16 protein-coding genes are annotated in these 18681 nt (G+C 68.7%); 14 read left to right on the forward strand and 2 right to left on the reverse strand.

Translation table 11 applies throughout. From position 1 onward, the window contains the following. The first annotated feature begins 73 nt into the window (after positions 1 to 73). From OOK07_RS32245 to OOK07_RS32265, 5 genes are all read left to right on the forward strand, one after another. Positions 74 to 832, forward strand: coding sequence for an NUDIX hydrolase (locus OOK07_RS32245; protein WP_266522494.1), 759 nt, complete (start codon positions 74 to 76; stop codon positions 830 to 832). Positions 833 to 963: 131 nt separating this feature from the next. Beyond that, positions 964 to 2955, forward strand: coding sequence for an ATP-binding cassette domain-containing protein (locus tag OOK07_RS32250; protein ID WP_266799942.1), 1992 nt, complete (start codon positions 964 to 966; stop codon positions 2953 to 2955). A gap of 161 nt (positions 2956 to 3116) precedes the next feature. After that, positions 3117 to 4004, forward strand: a complete 888-nt coding sequence (locus OOK07_RS32255) for a FadR/GntR family transcriptional regulator (protein WP_266799944.1) — start codon at positions 3117 to 3119, stop codon at positions 4002 to 4004. 426 nt (positions 4005 to 4430) lie between these two features. Continuing rightward, positions 4431 to 5972 carry an RNA polymerase sigma factor gene (locus tag OOK07_RS32260; RefSeq protein ID WP_266799945.1) on the forward strand — a complete coding sequence of 514 codons (1542 nt, stop codon included), beginning with the start codon at positions 4431 to 4433 and terminating at the stop codon, positions 5970 to 5972. Between the two features lie 134 nt (positions 5973 to 6106). Next, positions 6107 to 6973, forward strand: coding sequence for a serine protease (locus tag OOK07_RS32265; RefSeq protein ID WP_266799946.1), 867 nt, complete (start codon positions 6107 to 6109; stop codon positions 6971 to 6973). Positions 6974 to 7077: 104 nt separating this feature from the next. Here OOK07_RS32265 and OOK07_RS32270 read toward each other — a convergent pair whose 3' ends face one another. Continuing rightward, the gene (locus OOK07_RS32270; RefSeq protein WP_266685298.1) at positions 7078 to 7308 is read right to left on the reverse strand and encodes a DUF7455 domain-containing protein; all 231 of its coding nucleotides are present in this window, start codon (positions 7306 to 7308) and stop codon (positions 7078 to 7080) included. Between the two features lie 442 nt (positions 7309 to 7750). On the opposite strand from OOK07_RS32270, the gene OOK07_RS32275 reads away from it, so the two are divergent. The 6 genes from OOK07_RS32275 to OOK07_RS32300 all read left to right on the forward strand — a co-directional run bounded on the left by OOK07_RS32275 (position 7751) and on the right by OOK07_RS32300 (position 14918). Further along, positions 7751 to 9871, forward strand: coding sequence for a DNA gyrase/topoisomerase IV subunit B (locus OOK07_RS32275; protein WP_266799947.1), 2121 nt, complete (start codon positions 7751 to 7753; stop codon positions 9869 to 9871). A 469-nt stretch (positions 9872 to 10340) separates the two neighbouring features. After that, a complete protein-coding gene (locus tag OOK07_RS32280) occupies positions 10341 to 10865 on the forward strand; it encodes a CcdC protein domain-containing protein (protein ID WP_266685302.1) in 525 nt (174 codons plus the stop codon). Beyond that, positions 10862 to 12013, forward strand: a complete 1152-nt coding sequence (locus tag OOK07_RS32285; RefSeq protein ID WP_266685305.1) for a sensor histidine kinase — start codon at positions 10862 to 10864, stop codon at positions 12011 to 12013. The genes OOK07_RS32280 and OOK07_RS32285 overlap by 4 nt, the downstream gene beginning before the upstream one ends. After that, positions 12010 to 12693: a response regulator transcription factor gene (locus OOK07_RS32290; RefSeq protein WP_266685306.1), complete on the forward strand. Its 684-nt coding sequence runs from the start codon at positions 12010 to 12012 to the stop codon at positions 12691 to 12693. Before OOK07_RS32285 ends, OOK07_RS32290 begins: the two co-directional genes overlap by 4 nt. Positions 12694 to 12762: 69 nt before the next feature. After that, entirely contained in the window at positions 12763 to 13329 is a 567-nt protein-coding gene (locus OOK07_RS32295) for a DUF485 domain-containing protein (RefSeq protein WP_266799951.1), read from the forward strand. Then, positions 13326 to 14918 (forward strand): monocarboxylic acid transporter, encoded by a 1593-nt coding sequence (locus OOK07_RS32300; RefSeq protein WP_266799953.1) that lies wholly within the window; start codon positions 13326 to 13328, stop codon positions 14916 to 14918. Before OOK07_RS32295 ends, OOK07_RS32300 begins: the two co-directional genes overlap by 4 nt. A gap of 73 nt (positions 14919 to 14991) precedes the next feature. On the opposite strand, the gene OOK07_RS32305 is transcribed toward OOK07_RS32300, so the two are convergent. After that, positions 14992 to 15684: a response regulator gene (locus OOK07_RS32305; protein ID WP_266685309.1), complete on the reverse strand. Its 693-nt coding sequence runs from the start codon at positions 15682 to 15684 to the stop codon at positions 14992 to 14994. A gap of 160 nt (positions 15685 to 15844) precedes the next feature. Between OOK07_RS32305 and OOK07_RS32310 the strand changes: the two genes are divergently transcribed. The 3 genes from OOK07_RS32310 to OOK07_RS32320 all read left to right on the forward strand — a co-directional run bounded on the left by OOK07_RS32310 (position 15845) and on the right by OOK07_RS32320 (position 18671). Next, positions 15845 to 16660, forward strand: coding sequence for an ABC transporter ATP-binding protein (locus OOK07_RS32310; protein ID WP_266685310.1), 816 nt, complete (start codon positions 15845 to 15847; stop codon positions 16658 to 16660). Then, positions 16650 to 17528, forward strand: a complete 879-nt coding sequence (locus OOK07_RS32315) for an ABC transporter permease (RefSeq protein WP_405670600.1) — start codon at positions 16650 to 16652, stop codon at positions 17526 to 17528. The genes OOK07_RS32310 and OOK07_RS32315 overlap by 11 nt, the downstream gene beginning before the upstream one ends. Positions 17529 to 17609: 81 nt before the next feature. After that, positions 17610 to 18671 carry an ABC transporter substrate-binding protein gene (locus OOK07_RS32320; RefSeq protein ID WP_266685312.1) on the forward strand — a complete coding sequence of 354 codons (1062 nt, stop codon included), beginning with the start codon at positions 17610 to 17612 and terminating at the stop codon, positions 18669 to 18671. Positions 18672 to 18681: the final 10 nt, after the last annotated feature.

Genomic DNA, 18681 nt, shown 5'->3' on the forward strand with positions numbered 1-18681 from the left:
CCGAAGTGGATCAGCCATCGAAGCGGCCGACGAAGAGAGTGTTTATCGTCAAGCAGACGACTATGATCGCCGCATGCCCTACGACCCGTCAGCATTTCCGCCCTTTGCCGTCACCGTGGACCTGGTCGTGCTGACCGTGCGACGTCACGCGCTGTGCGCGCTGGCGGTACGCAGGGGGGAATCGCCTTTCCAGGGGCGCTGGGCGCTGCCCGGGGGCTTCGTACGGGCCGACGAGGATCTGGCGCAGGCCGCTGCACGCGAGCTGGCCGAGGAGACCGGGCTGCGCGCCCACGACCCGTCCGTTCCCGCTCAGGACAACGGCGCTCACCTGGAGCAGCTCGCCACCTACGGTGACCCCAAGCGGGACCCTCGTATGCGCGTCGTCAGCGTCGCCCACCTTGCGCTGGCGCCCGATCTGCCTGCTCCCCGAGCGGGCGGCGACGCCAGCAATGCCCGCTGGGCGCCGGTCGAGGAGCTGCTGCAGCAGGGCGGCTACGGCCGCGACGGCGAACCGGTGGCGCCGCTCGCCTTCGACCATGCGCAGATCCTGTCCGACGGTGTCGAGCGAGCCCGTTCCAAGATCGAGTACTCGTCCCTCGCCACGGCGTTCTGCCCCACCGAGTTCACTGTCGGCGAGCTGCGCCGGGTCTACGAGGCGGTATGGGGCGTGGCACTCGACCCGCGCAACTTCCATCGCAAGGTGACGGGCACGCCGGGCTTCCTCGTCCCCACCGGGGGGACCACCACGCGCCAGGGCGGTCGCCCCGCCCAGTTGTTCCGGGCCGGGGGTGCCACGTTGCTCAACCCCCCGATGCTGCGCCCCGAAGTGTGACGCAGGAGCCCGGGCTCGGCGCGGCCGACTCGGCGGCGAGCGGCCAACACGACTGGAGTGGACCGGTCTCGACCTGCGAAGTGGGCGCGCGATCCAGGAAAAAACGGACATAGCGCGCTATCTTGCTGCGGGTGATCCAGGTCTTCGGATTGACCAGCAAACCCCGCAAGGAGCTTGCGCCCGCCGTCGATGACATCTCCTTCGATGCACGCGCAGGCCACGTCACCGCGTTGCTCGGCCCGACGGGGGCGGGTAAGACGACCGCGCTCAGACTCATGCTCGAGCTCCAACAGGGCCGTGGCATCACCTATTTCAGAGGCCGGCCCCTGCACCGCATCGCCCATCCCTCTCGCGAGGTCGGCGTGCTCCTGGGTGACGTACCGGGACACCCTGCCCGCACGGTCCGAGGTCATGTCCGCATGCTGTGTGCCGCCGCAGGAGTCCCCGTCCGCCGCGCCGACGAGGTCCTCGAAGTGGTCGGCCTCGTCAGTCTGCGCGAGGAGCGCCTCGGCACCCTCTCTCGCGGGATGGACCGCCGCCTGGGCCTGGCCTGCGCCCTGCTCCCCGACCCGCACACCCTCGTACTCGACGAGCCCGCCCATGGACTCTCCACCCGCGAGACCCGCTGGTTGTACGGCATGCTGCGCGCGCACGCGGCCCAGGGCGGCACGGTCCTGCTGACCACGGCCGACCCCAAGGAAGCAGCCGGCAGCGCCGACCGGGTCGTCACACTGGCGCAGGGCAGACTTGTCGCCGACCAGAGCGCCGGCGACTTCGCCCACACCCGGCTGCGCCCCCGCGTCGCCGTCCGCAGCCCGCACGCCGCGCGCCTGGCCGCCCAGCTCACCAAGGAAGCCCGCAGCGCGCGGCGATCCGTCGAGGTCGTGCGTGAGCGAGGCAACCGCCTCTCCGTGTACGGCAGTACCTGCGCCGACGTCGGCGAGACCGCGTTCCGCCACGGCATCCTCGTACATCAACTCGCGGACGAGACCGGGGACATGGGGCCCGGAGCGATGGAAGCGCCCATCAGGGAACCGGAAGCCGCCGACGAGCTGCCGGCACCGGACGGGTCGCGCACCGCGGACCCGGCTCAGAACACTGGCGCGGCACCCCAGCGGGAAGGCACCGAAGCGGATTCTGCGACGCCGACGGGTGCGGCTCCTGAATCGGGCCCCCATGGCGCTTCCCGGACTCAGGGCGACGGGCTGTATGACGACGACCCACTGAATTCGCCCGTCACCGAACCCCCATCGCGCGTGCCGTCCAGCCGGGCCGCGCTGCCGGCCTCGCGCCCCGCTGGTGCGGGCCTCGGCGACGCGTCTCCCCTCCCACCCCCCATCTCCGTCCGCACCGCCCCCAGCCCCCTCCGCCCCCTTCGCTACGAGATCCGTCGTGCTGCCGGCATCGGCACCGGGTTTCTCACCGCGGCCGCTGTGCTCGTCGTGTCTGCTCTCGCCGCCGTCGTCCTGGCACGGATCGGGAACACTCCGCAGTCGCGCCTGCTGGTCGCATGGCCGCGGGAACTGCCGCTTCCTCCTGCCGCGCTCGGTGCGGGACTGCTCGGTGCGCTGGCCTTCGGCGACGAGTTCCGCCACCCCGCGCTGGCGGCGGACCGCGGCACCGTGCCCCGTCGGCTGGGGCTGCTCGCCGCGAAACTCTTCGTCGCCACCACCACCGCGCTGCTGCTGGCCTTCCTCACCGTCGGCTGCGACGCCGAAATGCTCTACCTCGTATACGGACGGGAGCTCACAGAGGTTCCCGGGGACTGGCTGTCGCTCAGTGCGAGTTGGCTCGGACTGGTTGTCGGCTGCGCGTGGGCCGGAGTGCTGGCCGCCGGCGTCTTCCGGTCCACCACTGCGGGACTCGCGGCCGTACTCGCCGTACCGGTCCTCGTTGTCCCCCTCGTACAAAAGGCCTTGGCGGGATCGTCCGTGCGTACGGCGGCCGGGTTTCCGCTGCGGCTGCGAGAGATGTTCCTCATGCAGTGGCCTTTCGGGGGAGAGCGCTATCTGTCCGCCGTCGCGCGCGTGGTCGCCCAACCTGTGGGTGGCGCCCTGACGTTGTCGCTCAGCGCTCTGCTCTGCGCGTATCTGCTCACCACCCTGCGCAGCAGGGCCCGATGACCACGGTTCGCGCGCTTTCGGCGCACCATGTGCGCAACTCCCTGGGGTAAGCCCATTTCTTTCCGATAAGGCGTCAATTGCGACGCGGTGAGCGATCACCCTTTCGTGTGCTTTTCACCAAAGACCTCAAGGGAGTTGAGAACGACGCCGACAAAGGATCCGTGAGTACCCTTGCGCACACCATGATGACCGCCGCCCGCTCCGCAGACTCAGGTCTCGTCGGCCCGGGCGAACTCGACCGCTACCCCTACGCCGAGACCCCCGTGGTCGACCGCGTCGGAGCCCCCGCCTGGGAGAGCACGGACCCGGAGCTGAGCCGCGTCGGGCGGCGTGCCGCAGGCAGCCGGGGGCGCGGGCTGCATGGCCAACTCGTCCAGCAGCTTGGCCAGATGATCGTCTCCGGTGACCTGGGCGCAGACCGTCCGCTGGTGCCGGAGGAGATCGGCCAGCGCTTCGAGGTCTCCCGCACCGTCGTCCGCGAGTCGCTCCGCGTCCTGGAGGCCAAGGGCCTGGTCAGTGCCCGCCCGAACGTCGGCACGCGCGTGCGCCCCGTCAGCGACTGGAACCTCCTCGACGCGGACATCATCGAATGGCGAGCCTTCGGGCCGCAGCGTGACGACCAGCGCCGCGAGCTGAGCGAGCTGCGCTGGACGATGGAGCCGCTCGCCGCCCGTCTCGCCGCCGGGCACGGGCGCGAGGACGTCCAGCAGCGGCTCGCTGACATGGTCGAGATCATGGGGCACGCGATGGGGCAGGGTGACGCCATCACGTTCTCCCGCGCCGATGCCGAGTTCCACTCCCTGCTCATCCAGGTCGCGGGCAACCGGATGCTGGAGCACCTGTCCGGGATTGTTTCGGCGGCCCTCCATGTCTCAGGCGGTCCGATCACCGGCTGTGACCGGCCGAACGAGACCTCGCTGGGGCACCACGGAAGGATCGTCGACGCCCTCGCCACCGGGGACGGCGCGACGGCCGAATCGGCCATGCGTCAACTGCTCACGGTCCACCCCGAGGTGGAGCGCGTGGTGCCCGCGCCGCGCGAACACTGACCGCACACCGCGGGCGGCGCGGCCGGGAGATGTCTCCCCCTCCTGTGGCATCGCTCGGCCGTCGAACCGCCTCCGTCGGACCCCGCAGGATCCGCGAGATCCTGCGGGGTCCGACGGCGCAACAGGCCACGAGGCCCTTTGGGGAGGCCCGGCCTGCCCCATGGATGACCTCATTTGTCTATATCTGACTACTTTTGAGCACTTACGGGGTGTGACTCGGGCCACGCAGAATGGGCGTAACACTCGCGGAGACAGCGCGATGACCTAAGAGGTGACAGCCGAGGAGGGAATACGGACGCCGTTTGCGGCGCTGTGCATCTTCCCGGCCCTCGCCCGCGCCGTCGGCCCAATCCCCAAGCCGGTGGTCGGCTCCTGTCCGCCCGGATGGGGCCGGAAGCCGTTTTCCAACGTTCCGAGAGGTTGTTCGTGTCGGCCAGCACATCCCGTACGCTCCCGCCGGAGATCGCCGAGTCCGTCTCTGTCATGGCTCTTATTGAGCGGGGAAAGGCTGAGGGGCAGATCGCCGGCGACGATGTGCGTCGGGCCTTCGAAGCTGACCAGATTCCGGCCACTCAGTGGAAGAACGTACTGCGCAGCCTCAACCAGATCCTCGAGGAAGAGGGTGTGACGCTGATGGTCAGTGCCGCGGAGCCCAAGCGCACCCGAAAGAGCGTCGCAGCGAAGAGTCCGGCCAAGCGCACCGCCACCAAGACGGTCGCGGCCAAGACGGTGACCGCCAAGAAGGCCACCGCCACCGCCGCCCCGGAGGCGCCGGCCGCCGGCGCGCCCGGCGCGCCCGTCGAGGACGACGCTCAGACGGCCGCTGCCAAGAAGACGGTCGCCAAGAAGGCGGCGGCCACGAAGAAGACCGTCGCCAAGAAGACGGCGGCCAAGAAGACCACCTCCTCCAAGAAGGATGACGGTGAAGTCGTCGAGGAGGAGACGCTCGAGGACACCCCCAAGGGCGCCGACGAGCCCGAGGGCGCCGAGAGCGCGGGCTTCGTGCTCTCCGACGAGGACGAGGACGACGCGCCGGCCCAGCAGGTCGCCGCGGCGGGCGCCACGGCCGACCCGGTCAAGGACTACCTCAAGCAGATCGGCAAGGTCCCGCTGCTCAACGCCGAGCAGGAGGTCGAGCTCGCCAAGCGCATCGAGGCCGGTCTGTTCGCCGAGGACAAGCTGGCCAACGCCGACAAGCTCGCGCCGAAGCTCAAGCGCGAGCTGGAGATCATCGCTGAGGACGGCCGCCGCGCCAAGAATCACCTCCTGGAGGCCAACCTCCGACTGGTCGTCTCCCTGGCCAAGCGCTACACCGGCCGCGGCATGCTCTTCCTGGACCTCATCCAGGAGGGCAACCTCGGTCTGATCCGCGCGGTCGAGAAGTTCGACTACACCAAGGGCTACAAGTTCTCCACGTATGCGACCTGGTGGATCCGTCAGGCGATCACCCGCGCCATGGCCGACCAGGCGCGCACCATCCGTATCCCGGTGCACATGGTCGAGGTCATCAACAAGCTCGCCCGCGTGCAGCGCCAGATGCTCCAGGACCTGGGCCGTGAGCCCACCCCGGAGGAGCTGGCCAAGGAACTCGACATGACCCCGGAGAAGGTCATCGAGGTCCAGAAGTACGGCCGTGAGCCCATCTCCCTGCACACTCCGCTCGGCGAGGACGGCGACAGCGAGTTCGGTGACCTCATCGAGGACTCCGAGGCCGTCGTCCCGGCCGACGCGGTCAGCTTTACGCTGCTGCAGGAGCAGCTGCACTCCGTGCTGGACACCCTGTCCGAGCGCGAGGCGGGCGTCGTCTCGATGCGCTTCGGTCTCACCGACGGTCAGCCGAAGACCCTCGACGAGATCGGCAAGGTGTACGGCGTGACGCGTGAGCGCATCCGCCAGATCGAGTCGAAGACGATGTCGAAGCTGCGTCACCCGTCGCGTTCGCAGGTGCTGCGCGACTACCTCGACTAGGTCGCCCTCGGACGACACCGAAGGCCCGGTTCCCCAGGTGGGGGACCGGGCCTTCTCGTGCTGTAGCGGGTGCGGGGTGCGGCGGACTGGATGACTCTGGGTCTCCCATGGTCCACCCGGAGTGAGGAGCCTGTATGCGTCGTCCCTTTGTCCGTGCGCTGGCCCGGCCGCTGGTCCTTGCGGCTGCAGCCACCGCAATACCTTTGCTCTCCACTGCCTCTGTGGCCGCCGACAGCGTGGTCATAGGCAGTTTCCCGATCGACGTGTCAGCGAGCCCGTGGACCGTGGCGCTGTCCAGTCGTGACCGGTTCGGAGGTACGCGTGCGGGGCAGTTCTGCGGCGGCGTGGCCATCGACCCCACGACTGTGCTCACCGCGGCCCACTGCATGAGCGAGGACGTCCTGGGCGCGCCGTCGAAGCGCGTCACCGACCTCAAGGTCATCGCCAACCGTACGGACCTTCTGTCGAAGGACGGCCAGGAGATCCCGGTACGCGATATCCGGGTGAATCCGGACTACGACAGCGTCAACAACGCCGAGGACTTCGCCATGCTCACCCTCGCCGAACCGCTGCCGCGCAGCTCGGTCATCGGGATGGCGTCCTCCGACGATCCTGCCTACAAGCCCGGTACGAGCGCCGTGGTCACCGGATGGGGAGACCTCACGGGCGGCGGTGACTACGCGCGCAGTCTGCGGGCGACCCGCTTGCACGTGTTGCCCGACGCCAAGTGCGCGGAGGCGTATCCGGGCGGCGTCGACGGCACGTATCTCCCGAAGAGCATGCTGTGCGCCGGGGAGGCGGGAGGCGGCCATGACGCCTGCCAGGGGGACAGCGGCGGCCCCCTCGTCGCCCAGGGGAAACTGATCGGGCTCGTGTCCTGGGGCAGCGGCTGCGGTCGTGCGGGCAACCCCGGCGTCTACACGCGCGTGTCCGAGGCCGTACAGGCCCTGGGGCGGGGCGGTGGGGGGAGTACGCCTCGCGGGGGCGCTGACGCGGGCTGAGCGGCCTTTCGGGTACGAGTACGGGCGGTGCGGTCCCTGAGAACAGGGGCCGCACCGCCCGTAACCGGCCTGTGCCGGAGCTGGCTCGTCGGGTGTGCGAGGTATCAGCGCTCTTCTTCGGACGTGCTTGCGGGAACGGTCGTCAGTCGCTCCGTCTCGTCCTGTATCTCAGCGGCGATCTTCTTGAGTTCCGGCTCGAACTTGCGGCCGTGGTGGGCGCAGAAGAGCAGTTCTCCGCCGCTGAGCAGCACAACGCGCACGTAGGCCTGTGCACCGCAGCGGTCGCAGCGATCGGCGGCCGTCAGTGGGCTCGCGGGGGTCAGAACAGTAGTCACGTCGCCTCTTCTCTAGCTCGACGAGCTGTCGTACCAGGGTCAACATCCAACCAGCCCCAAAACGTTCCCGCCCGGGGCTTTTCCTCGAAAAAATCTCTCGAGGCCGGCTGTCTGCTGCCGGTTGGCGGCGAATGTGCCGTATTGCGTGTCTTTGTGTCTTACGGGTTCGCGCAGTCTGTCAACGTCAGGTCCTCCCGGCTGGCTTGCCGGTTGTTCATGAGGACGTGCCCGGAGCCTAAATGGTTCATGCCTGGAAGGGAACGTGATATGTACTTCACTCCATCGAGGGATCGAACAAGTATACGACCCTGGTCTACTCTTAACTTCACACGAGGGTGGCGTTACAACCGCTCTACCAGGCCTCGGTACCCTCTTGACGGCAACCGAAGCCGAGCCCTTACCCACAAGGGCGCCACCTGAAATTCAGCGAGGAGCGAACCGCGTGACCGCCGAGACGTCCGTGCCGTCCACAGCGCTGCTGGCAGGAGCAGACCGGGACGGTTCCAACTACACCGCGCGGCACCTTCTCGTCCTCGAGGGGCTCGAGGCCGTGCGCAAGCGCCCGGGCATGTACATCGGGTCGACCGACAGCCGTGGCCTGATGCACTGCCTGTGGGAGATCATCGACAACTCCGTGGACGAAGCCCTCGGGAGTTACTGCGACCACATCGAGGTGATCCTCCACGACGACGGCTCGGTGGAGGTCCGGGACAACGGCCGGGGCATCCCGGTCGACGTAGAGCCCAAGACGGGTCTTTCCGGCGTCGAGGTCGTCATGACCAAGCTGCACGCAGGCGGCAAGTTCGGCGGCGGCTCGTACGCCGCTTCGGGCGGCCTGCACGGTGTCGGCGCCTCGGTGGTGAACGCCCTGTCGGCCCGCCTGGACGTCGAGGTGGACCGCGGTGGCCACACTCACGCGATCAGCTTCCGGCGCGGTGTGCCGGGTGCCTTCGCGGCCAACGGCCCCGATGCCAAGTTCGAAACCGGCGGGCTGCGCAAGACCAAGAGGATTCCCAAGACCCGCAGCGGTACGCGCGTGCGTTACTGGGCCGACCGTCAGATCTTCCTCAAGGACGCCAAGCTCTCCCTGGAGAACCTTCATCAGCGCGCCCGCCAGACGGCGTTTCTGGTGCCCGGCCTGACCATCGTCGTCCGCGACGAGTTGGGTCTCGGCGAGGGCGGCAGCAAGGGTGAGGAGTCCTTCCGCTTCGACGGCGGCATCAGCGAGTTCTGCGAGTACCTGGCCACCGACAAACCGGTGAACGACATCCTCCGCTTCTCCGGGCAGGGCAGCTTCAAGGAGACCGTCCCGGTCCTGGACGACCACGGCCAGATGACGCCCACCGAGGTCACCCGCGAACTCGCCGTCGACGTCGCGATGCGCTGGGGCACCGGCTACGACACGAACCTGAAGTCGTTCGTCAACATCATCGCCACCCCCAAGGGGGGCACTCACGTCGCCGGCTTCGAGCAGGCGGTCGCCAAGACGATGAACGAGGTGCTGCGCGCGAAGAAGCTGCTGCGCGTCGCCGAGGACGACATCGTCAAGGACGACGCACTGGAGGGCCTCACGGCGGTCGTCACCGTCCGCCTCGCCGAGCCGCAGTTCGAGGGCCAGACCAAGGAGGTCCTCGGCACCTCGGCGGCCCGCCGCATCGTGAACACCGTGATCTCCAAGGAGCTCAAGGCGTTCCTGACCTCAACGAAGCGGGACGCGGCCGCCCAGGCGCGTGTGGTCATGGAGAAGGCGGTCGCCGCGGCCCGCACGCGTATCGCGGCGCGTCAGCACAAGGACGCACAGCGCCGGAAGACGGCTCTGGAGTCTTCGTCACTGCCGGCCAAGCTCGCGGACTGCCGCAGTGACGACGTGGACCGCAGCGAGCTGTTCATCGTCGAGGGAGACTCCGCGCTCGGCACGGCCAAGCTGGCCCGAAATTCCGAGTTCCAGGCGTTGCTGCCGATCCGCGGCAAGATCCTCAACGTCCAGAAGTCGTCCGTGACCGACATGCTCAAGAACGTCGAGTGCGGCGCGATCATCCAGGTCATAGGAGCGGGTTCTGGGCGGACGTTCGACATCGACGCGGCCCGCTACGGCAAGATCATCATGATGACTGACGCCGACGTGGACGGTTCACACATCCGGACCCTGCTGCTGACGCTGTTCCACCGCTACATGCGGCCCATGGTCGAGGCGGGCCGGGTGTTCGCCGCGGTGCCGCCGCTGCACCGCATCGAGATCGTCCAGCCGAAGAAGGGGCAGGACAAGTACGTCTACACCTACTCGGACCGTGAGCTGCGCGACAAGCTCCTGGAGTTCCAGAGCAAGGGCATCCGGTACAAGGACTCCATCCAGCGCTACAAGGGTCTCGGTGAAATGGACGCCGACCAGCTGGCCGAGACGACGATGGACCCGCGCCACCGCACCCTGCGCCGGATCAACCTGTCCGACCTCGACTCCGCCGAGCAGGTCTTCGATCTACTGATGGGTAATGACGTGGCACCGCGCAAGGAGTTCATCTCCAGCTCGGCGGCGACGCTGGACCGGTCGCGCATCGACGCGTAGCCGCTGCGCTCGGCCTGGTGGGGGAGGGCCGGGCGGGGCGAGGATGGCGGGCTGGGCATGGGCGGAGTTCGGCTGGCTTGACCCCGAGATGTAGCGCTCGCTCGACGGGCCCTGGCTCGGGCGGGCGGCCTTGGTTGGGCCAGGTGTCCGGCCAGGGCCTCGGGGGTCTCATGCCAGGCCCGGCTTGGGGCGAAGGAGCCGGCAGCCTGGCGTGGGCTGGGCTGGGCGCTGAGCTCAGCGGAGGGCTTGCCGGATGCCCGATGCCGTGTGCCGGGTGACGGGCAGGTTGGCGGCCGGGGCGGGGCCCGGGGCCAGCGGGTGGGCTCCACCCGTGGGTGGGTGCCTCGGCGGGTTGCGGATCCACCCACGATCCACCCCGGCTCCGATCTGCTGACCTGCGAATCTCCGTAGCGTCGAAGGCGTCGACAGCACTCGCTGCCGATCCCTCTCTTCGCTCACGGAGGCTCTGATGTCCGGGCTCGTCAACGGGCTGGCGATCGCGGCTGTCGTCGTCGTGGTCGTCGTACGACAGTTCCGCGCCCAGCAGATCGGCACCGGCCGGCGCTGGTGGCTCCTGCCCGCGATCCTTGCGGTCGTGGCGCTGCGCGAGCCCGGCATCGTCGACGTCCACCACCGCGCGGCGTCGATCGCCCTGCTCGGCACCGAACTGCTCATCGGTCTTGCCACAGGGGCCGCCTGGGCCTGGACGACCCGAATATGGGCCGAGCCGGACGGCACCGTGTGGAGCAAGAGCACCAAGGCGAGCGTGACCGTCTGGATCGTCGGCATCGCCCTGCGCGTCGGCCTCTTCGCTCTGGGCGCTGCCGTCGGCGTGCACCAGGACAGCTCCGCCCTGCTCATCGCCCTCGCGGCCACACTCCTGGTCCGCTCCGGCATCCTGGTCTGGCGGGCACAGTCGGCCGCTCCCGCGACGGGTGCGACCGCGGCGTACGGTGACCCCATGGCCCGCCCTGCGCGGAAGGAGCGCGTGTGACGCGGAACGCGTGGATGCGCTGGCCCTCGCGGGAGGCGCTCGGCCGGGAAGGACTCACCCGGCCCCGGCGCCTGCTCGCCCGGGCCGTGCGGCTGCTGGTCCTCGGCGTGCTGCTCGGGGGAGTCTTCAGTAGCGATCATGTGCACGGCTGGAAGGCGGTCGTGGGCGGCGGCGTGGTGCTGGTGGCGGCATTCCTTGCCTGGGCTTTCTTCCGCTTCACGTTTCGGCACCGGCTGTGGCCCTCTCTGGGGTCGCTCGCACTGTTGCAGGGCATCGCGATGCTGGCCCAGTCCTCGGACTTCCGGGTTCCTGCACTCGTCATTTGGTGCGGGTGCGCGGTTGCCTCGTTGGAGCGGCTGCCCCTGGCGGCCGGTCTGCCCGCTGCCGGGGTGGCCCTCGGCCTGTACGGGGTTGTCAACAACGACAATCTGCTGACGACCGCCATCACCGGTGTAGGTCTCGCTCTCGCGGGCTACACCCTGCGCCTCGACGCCGAGGCGCAGGGCAACGCCCAGCGATTGCTCACCCAGGAGAGGGCCGCCCGGGCTGCAGAAGCGGAGTCGGCGGCGCTCGCGGAGCGGGCCCGGATCGCGCGAGAGATCCACGACGTGCTGGCACACAGCCTCTCCGCGCAGCTCGTGCACCTGGAGGCGGCCCGGCTGCTGATCGAGCGGGGCGCCGGCCGGGAGCAGATCCTGGAGCGCGTGGTGGCGGCTCGGGGCATGGCGCGCGACGGTCTCGACGAGACGCGGCACGCCCTGTCCGCGCTGCGTGGCGAGCTCACTCCGCTGGAGGACTTCCTCGCGCAGCTCGTCGGTGCGACGGCGGGAGCCGAGGTCACCATTACGGGTGAGCGCACGCAGCTGCCGGCCGAGGCGTCGCAGGCCGTACGCAGGGTCGCTCAGGAAGCCCTGACCAACGTCCGCAAGCATGCGCCCGGGGCCAAGGTGCAGCTGCGGCTGGACTACAGCGACCAGCAAGTGACGCTGGATGTACGTGACTCCGGAGGTTCACCGGGCGAACTCGCCGGGGCGGGTGCCGGGTACGGTCTGCTGGGCATGCGCGAGCGCGCCGAGCTGCTGGGCGGCTCGCTGGAGGCGGGGCCGGACGAGGAGGGGTTCGTGGTGACGCTGAAGGTGCCCGTATGACGGAAGAGGCGGAGAAGCGGCCCGCGCGTGTGGTCGTCGCGGACGACCAGACCGTCGTGCGTGAGGGCATCGTGATGCTGTTGGGCCTGCTGCCCGGGATCGAGGTGGTCGGCGCCGCGGGCGACGGGAACGAGGCGGTGCAGCTCGTCGCCGAGCTCGCCCCTGACGTGGTGCTGATGGACCTGCGCATGCCCCGCTGCGACGGTGTGGAAGCGACCCGGCGCATTCGTGCTGAGCACCCCGGGACGCAGGTCGTGGTGCTCACTACGTACGCGGACGACGAGTCCTTGTTCCCGGCGTTGCGGGCCGGAGCACGGGGATATCTCACCAAGGACGCGGGAGGGGACGAGATCGTACGGGCCGTGCAGAGTGTGCTGTCCGGGGACGCGGGGCTGTCGCCCAGCATCCAACGGCGGTTGCTGGAGCGGCTGTCCGATCCGGAGCCGCCGCCGGCGACCATCACCGAGGCGCCGGACGGCCTGACAGCGCGGGAGACGGAGGTGCTGCTGCTGATCGCCGAAGGCCTCAGTAACCAGGAGATCGCGCGGAAGCTGCATGTCTCCACCGCGACCGTGAAGACCCACATCAACAACCTCTTCGCCAAGACGGGGCTCAAGGACCGCGCCCAGGCGGTGCGTTACGCGTATGCGAAGGGGCTTGCGCGGCCGCCGGTGAGGTGAGTCACCTGATGGGGTGAAGAGCGCGGAGAAGGAGAGTCGGGGATCTTCCCGTTCTGTCCATCCTTGGGCATGCAGTCAAGCAATGGCCGTCCTCGCGGAGGCGGGGGTGGCGGCGATGGTTCGGCCGAGCCCCGCGAGGACCATGAAACGTCCTTCGACGAGGCACCCGGGGGTGTGAGGTACGACGATCCCTGGTACGACGCACTCGCCTCCGGATGGGGCGAGTTGGACGGCCTCGGGGGACAGGTACCGGTGCCCGATGCCGGTTCTGAGCGGCTGGCGGGCGAGGACGGGGCAGCGGTTGCGTCCGAGGTCTATCTCGAGGTGCAGCGCAGCGCGGCGTTCCAGGAAGTGCGCAGCCGTTACCGCCGGTTCGTGGTGCCGGGAGTCGTAGTCTTCTTCGTCTGGTACCTGGGGTACGTGGTGACCGCCACCAGCGCACCCGGGCTGATGGCGTATCCCGTGGCGGGCGCCGTGAACGTGGCGATGCTCGCGGGGCTCGGGCAGTTCCTCACGACGTTCCTGTTCGCATGGGCGTATGCCCGGCATGCGCGGCTGCGCAGGGACCGCGCCGCGCTCGAACTGCGCTGGGACACGCAGGAACTGACGCGTGGGGCACGAGGTGGTGTGTTGTGACGGGCAACCATCAGACGCTGGCGCTGTTTCTGTTCAGCGCGTTCGTGGCCGTCACTTTGGCGATCACGACGTGGGTGAGCCGCAACCGGCATGGTTCGGCGGAGGAGTTCTACGCGGGCGGACGTCTCTTCTCGCCCATGGAGAATGGTTTTGCCATCGCCGGCGACTACATGTCGGCTGCCTCCTTCCTGGGCGTCACCGGGCTCATCGCGCTCTTCGGATACGACGGGCTGCTGTATCTGGTCGGCTTCTTTGTCGCCTGGTTGCTGGTGCTCTTCCTCGTCGCCGAACTGGTGCGCAACTGCGGGCGGTTCACGCTGGCCGACGTGGTCGCGGCGCGGATGAGCGAGCGACCCGTTCGGATCGCGGCGGGAACTTCATCGGTCATCGTGTCCGTTCTGTATCTGGTGGCGCAGATGGTGGGCGCGGGGAGCCTGGTCGCTCTGCTGCTCGGGGGGACGAGCGGGCCCGCACGAGCCTGGACCGTCATCGGCGTCGGTGCGCTCATGGTCATCTATGTGTCGTTGGGAGGGATGCGGGCCACCACCTGGATCCAGATCGTCAAGGCGGTTCTCCTGCTCGCCGGTACGGTGGCGCTGACCGTGCTCGTCCTGCTCCGGTTCCACGGCGACTTCGACAGGCTGCTGCTGACGGCGGCCGAGCGCAGTGGTCACGGCGACGCGTTCCTGGCACCGGGACTCAAGTACGGCGGAGGATGGACCGCCCGCTTCGACTTCATCAGCCTCGGGCTCGCCCTGGTGCTGGGCACGGCGGGGCTGCCGCACATCCTGTCCCGGTTCTACACGGTGCCCACGGCCCGGGCCGCCCGCCGCTCGGTACTCTGGTCGATCGGGCTCATCGGCGGCTTCTACCTGATGACGATCGTCCTCGGCTTCGGCGCGGCCGCGATCGTGGGTCCGGAGGCGGTACGCGGGTCGAGCGCGGCCGGGAACACGGCGGTTCCGCTCCTGGCGCTCAACCTGGGCGGCGGAGCGGGTTCCACAGGAGGAACGGTTCTCTTTGCGATCGTCGCCGCCGTGGCCTTCGCCACCATCCTCGCGGTGGTCGCCGGAATCACGCTCGCCTCCTCGGCGTCCGTGGCCCACGACCTGTATGCGTCGCTTCGGCGCAGTCACGCCAAGCCGCACAGCGAGGTGGCCGTGGCGCGGATCGCCTCGGTCGGGATCGGCGTGGTCGCGATCGCCCTCGGCCTGCTGGCCCGTGACCTGAACGTCGCCTTCCTGGTGGGCCTCGCCTTCGCAGTCGCCGCGTCCGCGAATCTCCCGGTCCTGCTGTACTCGCTGTTCTGGCGCAACTTCACCACCCGCGGCGCCGTGTGGGCGGTATACGGCGGGCTGATCCCCGCCCTGGGCCTTGTCGTTCTGTCGCCGGTGGTCTCGGGCGGTCCGGAATCGCTGTTCCCGGGCGTCGACTTCCAGTATTTCCCGCTTCAGAACCCCGGCCTCGTGTCGATCCCGATGGGCTTCCTCGCCGGTTGGCTCGGTACGGTCACCTCCGCCGAGATCCCGGACGAGGCCAAGCACGCGGAGACCGAGGTGCGGGCGCTGACGGGGGCGGGAGCGGTGTAGGGACTGCCACCCTCGTCGTCGTACGGCACAACGGGCTGCCGGCGAGCGACGGGGCGGGCCAAGGAACTTCGGGCTATGGGGCCACCCATGCGTAGAGGTGTTCCGGGCGGCCCGTGTCGCCGTATTTCAGGGTGAGGCGGAGGCGGCCGGCCTGTTCGAGGTTGCGGAGGTAGCGCTGGGCGGTGGAGCGGCTCAGGCCGGTCTCGGTGGCGACCTCGTGGGCGGAGAGCGGGTGGTCGGCGTGGTGCAGCACGCGGCAGATGAGGTCGCTTGTCGGCTCCGAGTGGCCGCTGGGCAGGCTCGGTGACGACGTGGCCGGGGTGGTGCGCAGCGCGCCGAAGATCCGGTCCACCTGGTCCTGGCCGGCGATGCCGCGGCCGCCGACCCGATCGACGGTGCGGCGCAGAGCGGCGTACGAGTCGAGGCGGGTGCGCAGGGCGGCGAAGGTGAACGGCTTGACCAGATAGTGCAGCGCTCCGAGGCGCATCGCGGCCTGCACGGTTGTCACATCGCTGGCCGCGGTGATCATGATGACGTCCGTGCCGTGGCCCTGCTCCCGCATGCGGTGGACGAGATCCAGGCCCGTCTGGTCGGGCAGGTAGTGGTCGAGCAGGACCAGGTCGATGGACCCGCGCTGCACGCTGGCGAGTGCCTGGGCAGCGCTGTGTGCGCGGGCGGCGACCCGGAACCCGGGAACCTTTCCCACGTACTTGGCGTTTATCTCGGCGACGCGGAAGTCGTCGTCCACGACCAGGACGTCAATCATCGGGCCTCTTTCTGTCAAGGCCAGGCGGGCCTCAGGCCCGTGTTCGGCTCCGCAGTTGTAGCGCGCGCAAAACGAGCACAACAGGCTGTTGCAAGCAAAAGAACGGCATGCGCTCACAAGGCTGCTGCTGTGCCCCGGGCCACACCTACCGTTCCCGGCCATGAGCGCAGACACCAGCCCCGCCATCCAGCTCCGGGGCGCGAGCAAGATCTTCAGGACCCCGTCGGGGGGTCTGCACACGGCCGTGAGGGAGCTGGACCTCACGGTCGGGCGCGGCGAGTTCGTCGCGGTCGTCGGCCCTACGGGCTGCGGTAAGTCGACCACGTTGACCCTGGTCAGCGGGTTGGAGGAACCCACCGAGGGTGAGGTCCTGGTCGCCGGTGAGCCGGTGAACGGCGTCGGCGACAAGGTCGGTTTCGTCTTTCAGCAGGACGCCACCTTCCCCTGGCGAACCGTCCTGTCCAACGTCATGGCCGGCCCGCGCTTCCGCGGCGTGCCCAAGGCGGAGGCAAAGCAGAAGGCGCGCGAATGGCTGGCCCGGGTCGGCCTCTCGGCCTTCGAGGACCGCTACCCGCACCAGCTGTCCGGCGGCCAGCGCAAGCGCGTCGCGCTCGCCGCGACCTTCGTCAACGACCCCGAGATCCTGCTCATGGACGAGCCCTTCTCGGCGCTCGACGTGCAGACCAGGGCGCTGATGTCGGACGAGCTGCTGGAGCTCTGGGCCGGCACGGGCGCCTCCGTGGTGTTCGTCACGCACGACCTGGAGGAGTCGATCGCGCTGGCCGACAAGGTCGTCGTGATGACGGCCGGCCCCGCCACCGTCAAGCAGGTCTTCGACATCGACCTGCCGCGGCCGCGCAAGGTCGAGTCCGTGCGCCTGGAGGCGCGGTTCATCGAGATCTACCGCGAGATCTGGGAGTCCCTCGGCGAAGAGGTCCGGATCACCCGTGAGAGGGGTGCCGCCCGTGTCGCCTGACGTCCTGCCCGAGGCCCAGATCGCGCCGGCCGTGACCGAGCCCGGCAACAAGACGAACCGCGCACACTCACGCGCGCGGGCCGCCCGTAGACGCAAGATCGTCGTCAACGCCGCCCGGGTACTGCTGCTGGTCGCCGTCCTCGGTCTGTGGGAGGTGCTGGCCCGAACCAAGGTCATCGATCCGTTCAACTTCTCGATGCCCTCGAAGATCTGGGACCAGATCCACACCTGGGTGATGCACGGGACGGCGATCGGGTCCCTCGGCGAGCAGATCTGGTACACGCTGTACGAGGCGCTGCTCGGCTGGGTCTTCGGTGTGATCGCCGGTGTCGTGTTCGGCATCACACTGGGGCGGATCACTTTCCTCGCCGATGTCCTTGGTCCATACATCAAGGTGCTCAACTCGATACCCAGGATCGTCCTCGCCCCGATCTTCATGATCTGGTTCGGCCTGGGCCCCGCCTCCAAGGTCGCGTCGGCTGTCGTCCTGGTCTTCTTCCCGGTTTTCTTCAACGCCTTCCAGGGCGCTCGCGAGGTCGACCGCAACCTCGTCGCCAATGCCCGGATCCTCGGCGCGAGCGACCGCAGGGTGACGCTTCAGGTGGTCGTACCCTCCGCGACCTCGTGGATCTTCACCAGCCTCCACGTCAGCTTCGGCTTCGCCCTCATCGGCGCCATCGTCGGTGAGTACATCGGCGCGACCAAGGGCGTCGGCCTGCTCATCTCGCAGTCGCAGGGAACCTTCAACACGGCCGGTGTGTACGCGGCGATGGTCATCCTCGCCGTCGTGGCACTCGCCGCCGAGGGACTGCTGACCTTCGCCGAGCGCCGCATCTTCCGGTGGAAACCGGCAGGTTCCGACAGCTGAGGCCGAGCCGCCTCTCTTCGCCTCTTTTCTCCCCGCTTCTCCGCTCCCCGCACCGCCCTCTCACAAGGACGTGAACCCGTCATGCGCAAGCCCGTCAGATACACCACCCTGGCCGCCGCAGGCCTGCTCGCCCTCTCGTCCCTCACCGCCTGTGCCAACGACGCGGCCGGCACCGCATCCAGTGGCTCCGGCAGCAAGGGGGACGGCAAGGGCACGAAGGTCAAGATCATGGTCGGCGGCCTGGACAAGGTGATCTACATGCCGGCGATGCTCACCCAGCGGCTCGGCTACTTCGACGCCGAGGGCCTCGACGTGGAGCTGCTGAGCGAGCCCGCCGGTGTCCAGGCCGAGACCGCGCTCGTCTCCGGGCAGGTCCAGGGGGCCGTCGGCTTCTACGACCACACGCTCGACCTGCAGACGAAGGGCAAGGCCATCGAGTCGGTCGTGCAGTTCTCGCAAGCGCCCGGCGAGGTGGAAATCGTCTCCACCGAGGCGGCCGGCGACATCACGTCGCCCAAGGACTTCAAGGGCAAGAAGCTCGGCATCACCGGTCTCGGTTCGTCGACCGACTTCCTCACCAAGTACCTCGCCGTCAAGAACGGGGTGAAGGTCAGCGACTTCACGCCGGTCGCCGTCGGAGCGGGACCGACCTTCATCTCGGCGCTCCAGAGGGGTGCCATCGACGGCGGTATGACGACCGACCCGACCGTCGCCACGATCCTGGACAAGAAGGCGGGCAAGGTCCTCCTCGACATGCGGACTCCGGAGGGGTCCCAGAAGGCGCTCGGCGGTCCGTACCCGTCGTCAAGCCTGTACATGCAGACGGACTGGGTCAACAGTCACCGGGACACCGTCCAGAAGTTGGCCAATGCATTCGTCAAGACGCTCAAGTGGATGTCCACCCACAGCTCGAGCCAGATCGCGGAGAAGATGCCCGCCGACTACTCGCAGGGCAACAAGCTTCTCTACGCCGCGGCCATCAAGAGCACGCTGCCGATGTTCACCGACGACGGCGTCATGCCCAAGGACGGCCCGGAGACCGTCGAGAAGGTACTCAAGGCGTTCAATCCCAACATCAAGAACGCCAAGGTGGATCTGAGCAAGACGTTCACCACCGAGTTCGTGGAGAAGGCCGCGGGCTGAATCCGTATCC

It is taken from the genome of Streptomyces sp. NBC_00078 (assembly GCF_026343335.1).
Classification (GTDB): Bacteria; Actinomycetota; Actinomycetes; order Streptomycetales; family Streptomycetaceae; genus Streptomyces.

Excerpts from the sequence above, each read along its gene's own strand:
- OOK07_RS32245 (WP_266522494.1), top strand. The coding sequence starts at position 74 with ATGCCCTACGACCCGTCAGCATTTCCGCCCTTTGCCGTCACCGTGGAC.
- OOK07_RS32265 (WP_266799946.1), top strand. The coding sequence starts at position 6,107 with ATGCGTCGTCCCTTTGTCCGTGCGCTGGCCCGGCCGCTGGTCCTTGCG.
- OOK07_RS32280 (WP_266685302.1), top strand. The coding sequence starts at position 10,341 with ATGTCCGGGCTCGTCAACGGGCTGGCGATCGCGGCTGTCGTCGTCGTG.
- OOK07_RS32290 (WP_266685306.1), top strand. The coding sequence starts at position 12,010 with ATGACGGAAGAGGCGGAGAAGCGGCCCGCGCGTGTGGTCGTCGCGGAC.
- OOK07_RS32295 (WP_266799951.1), top strand. The coding sequence starts at position 12,763 with ATGCAGTCAAGCAATGGCCGTCCTCGCGGAGGCGGGGGTGGCGGCGAT.
- OOK07_RS32305 (WP_266685309.1), bottom strand. The coding sequence starts at position 15,684 with ATGATTGACGTCCTGGTCGTGGACGACGACTTCCGCGTCGCCGAGATA.
- OOK07_RS32310 (WP_266685310.1), top strand. The coding sequence starts at position 15,845 with ATGAGCGCAGACACCAGCCCCGCCATCCAGCTCCGGGGCGCGAGCAAG.
- OOK07_RS32320 (WP_266685312.1), top strand. The coding sequence starts at position 17,610 with ATGCGCAAGCCCGTCAGATACACCACCCTGGCCGCCGCAGGCCTGCTC.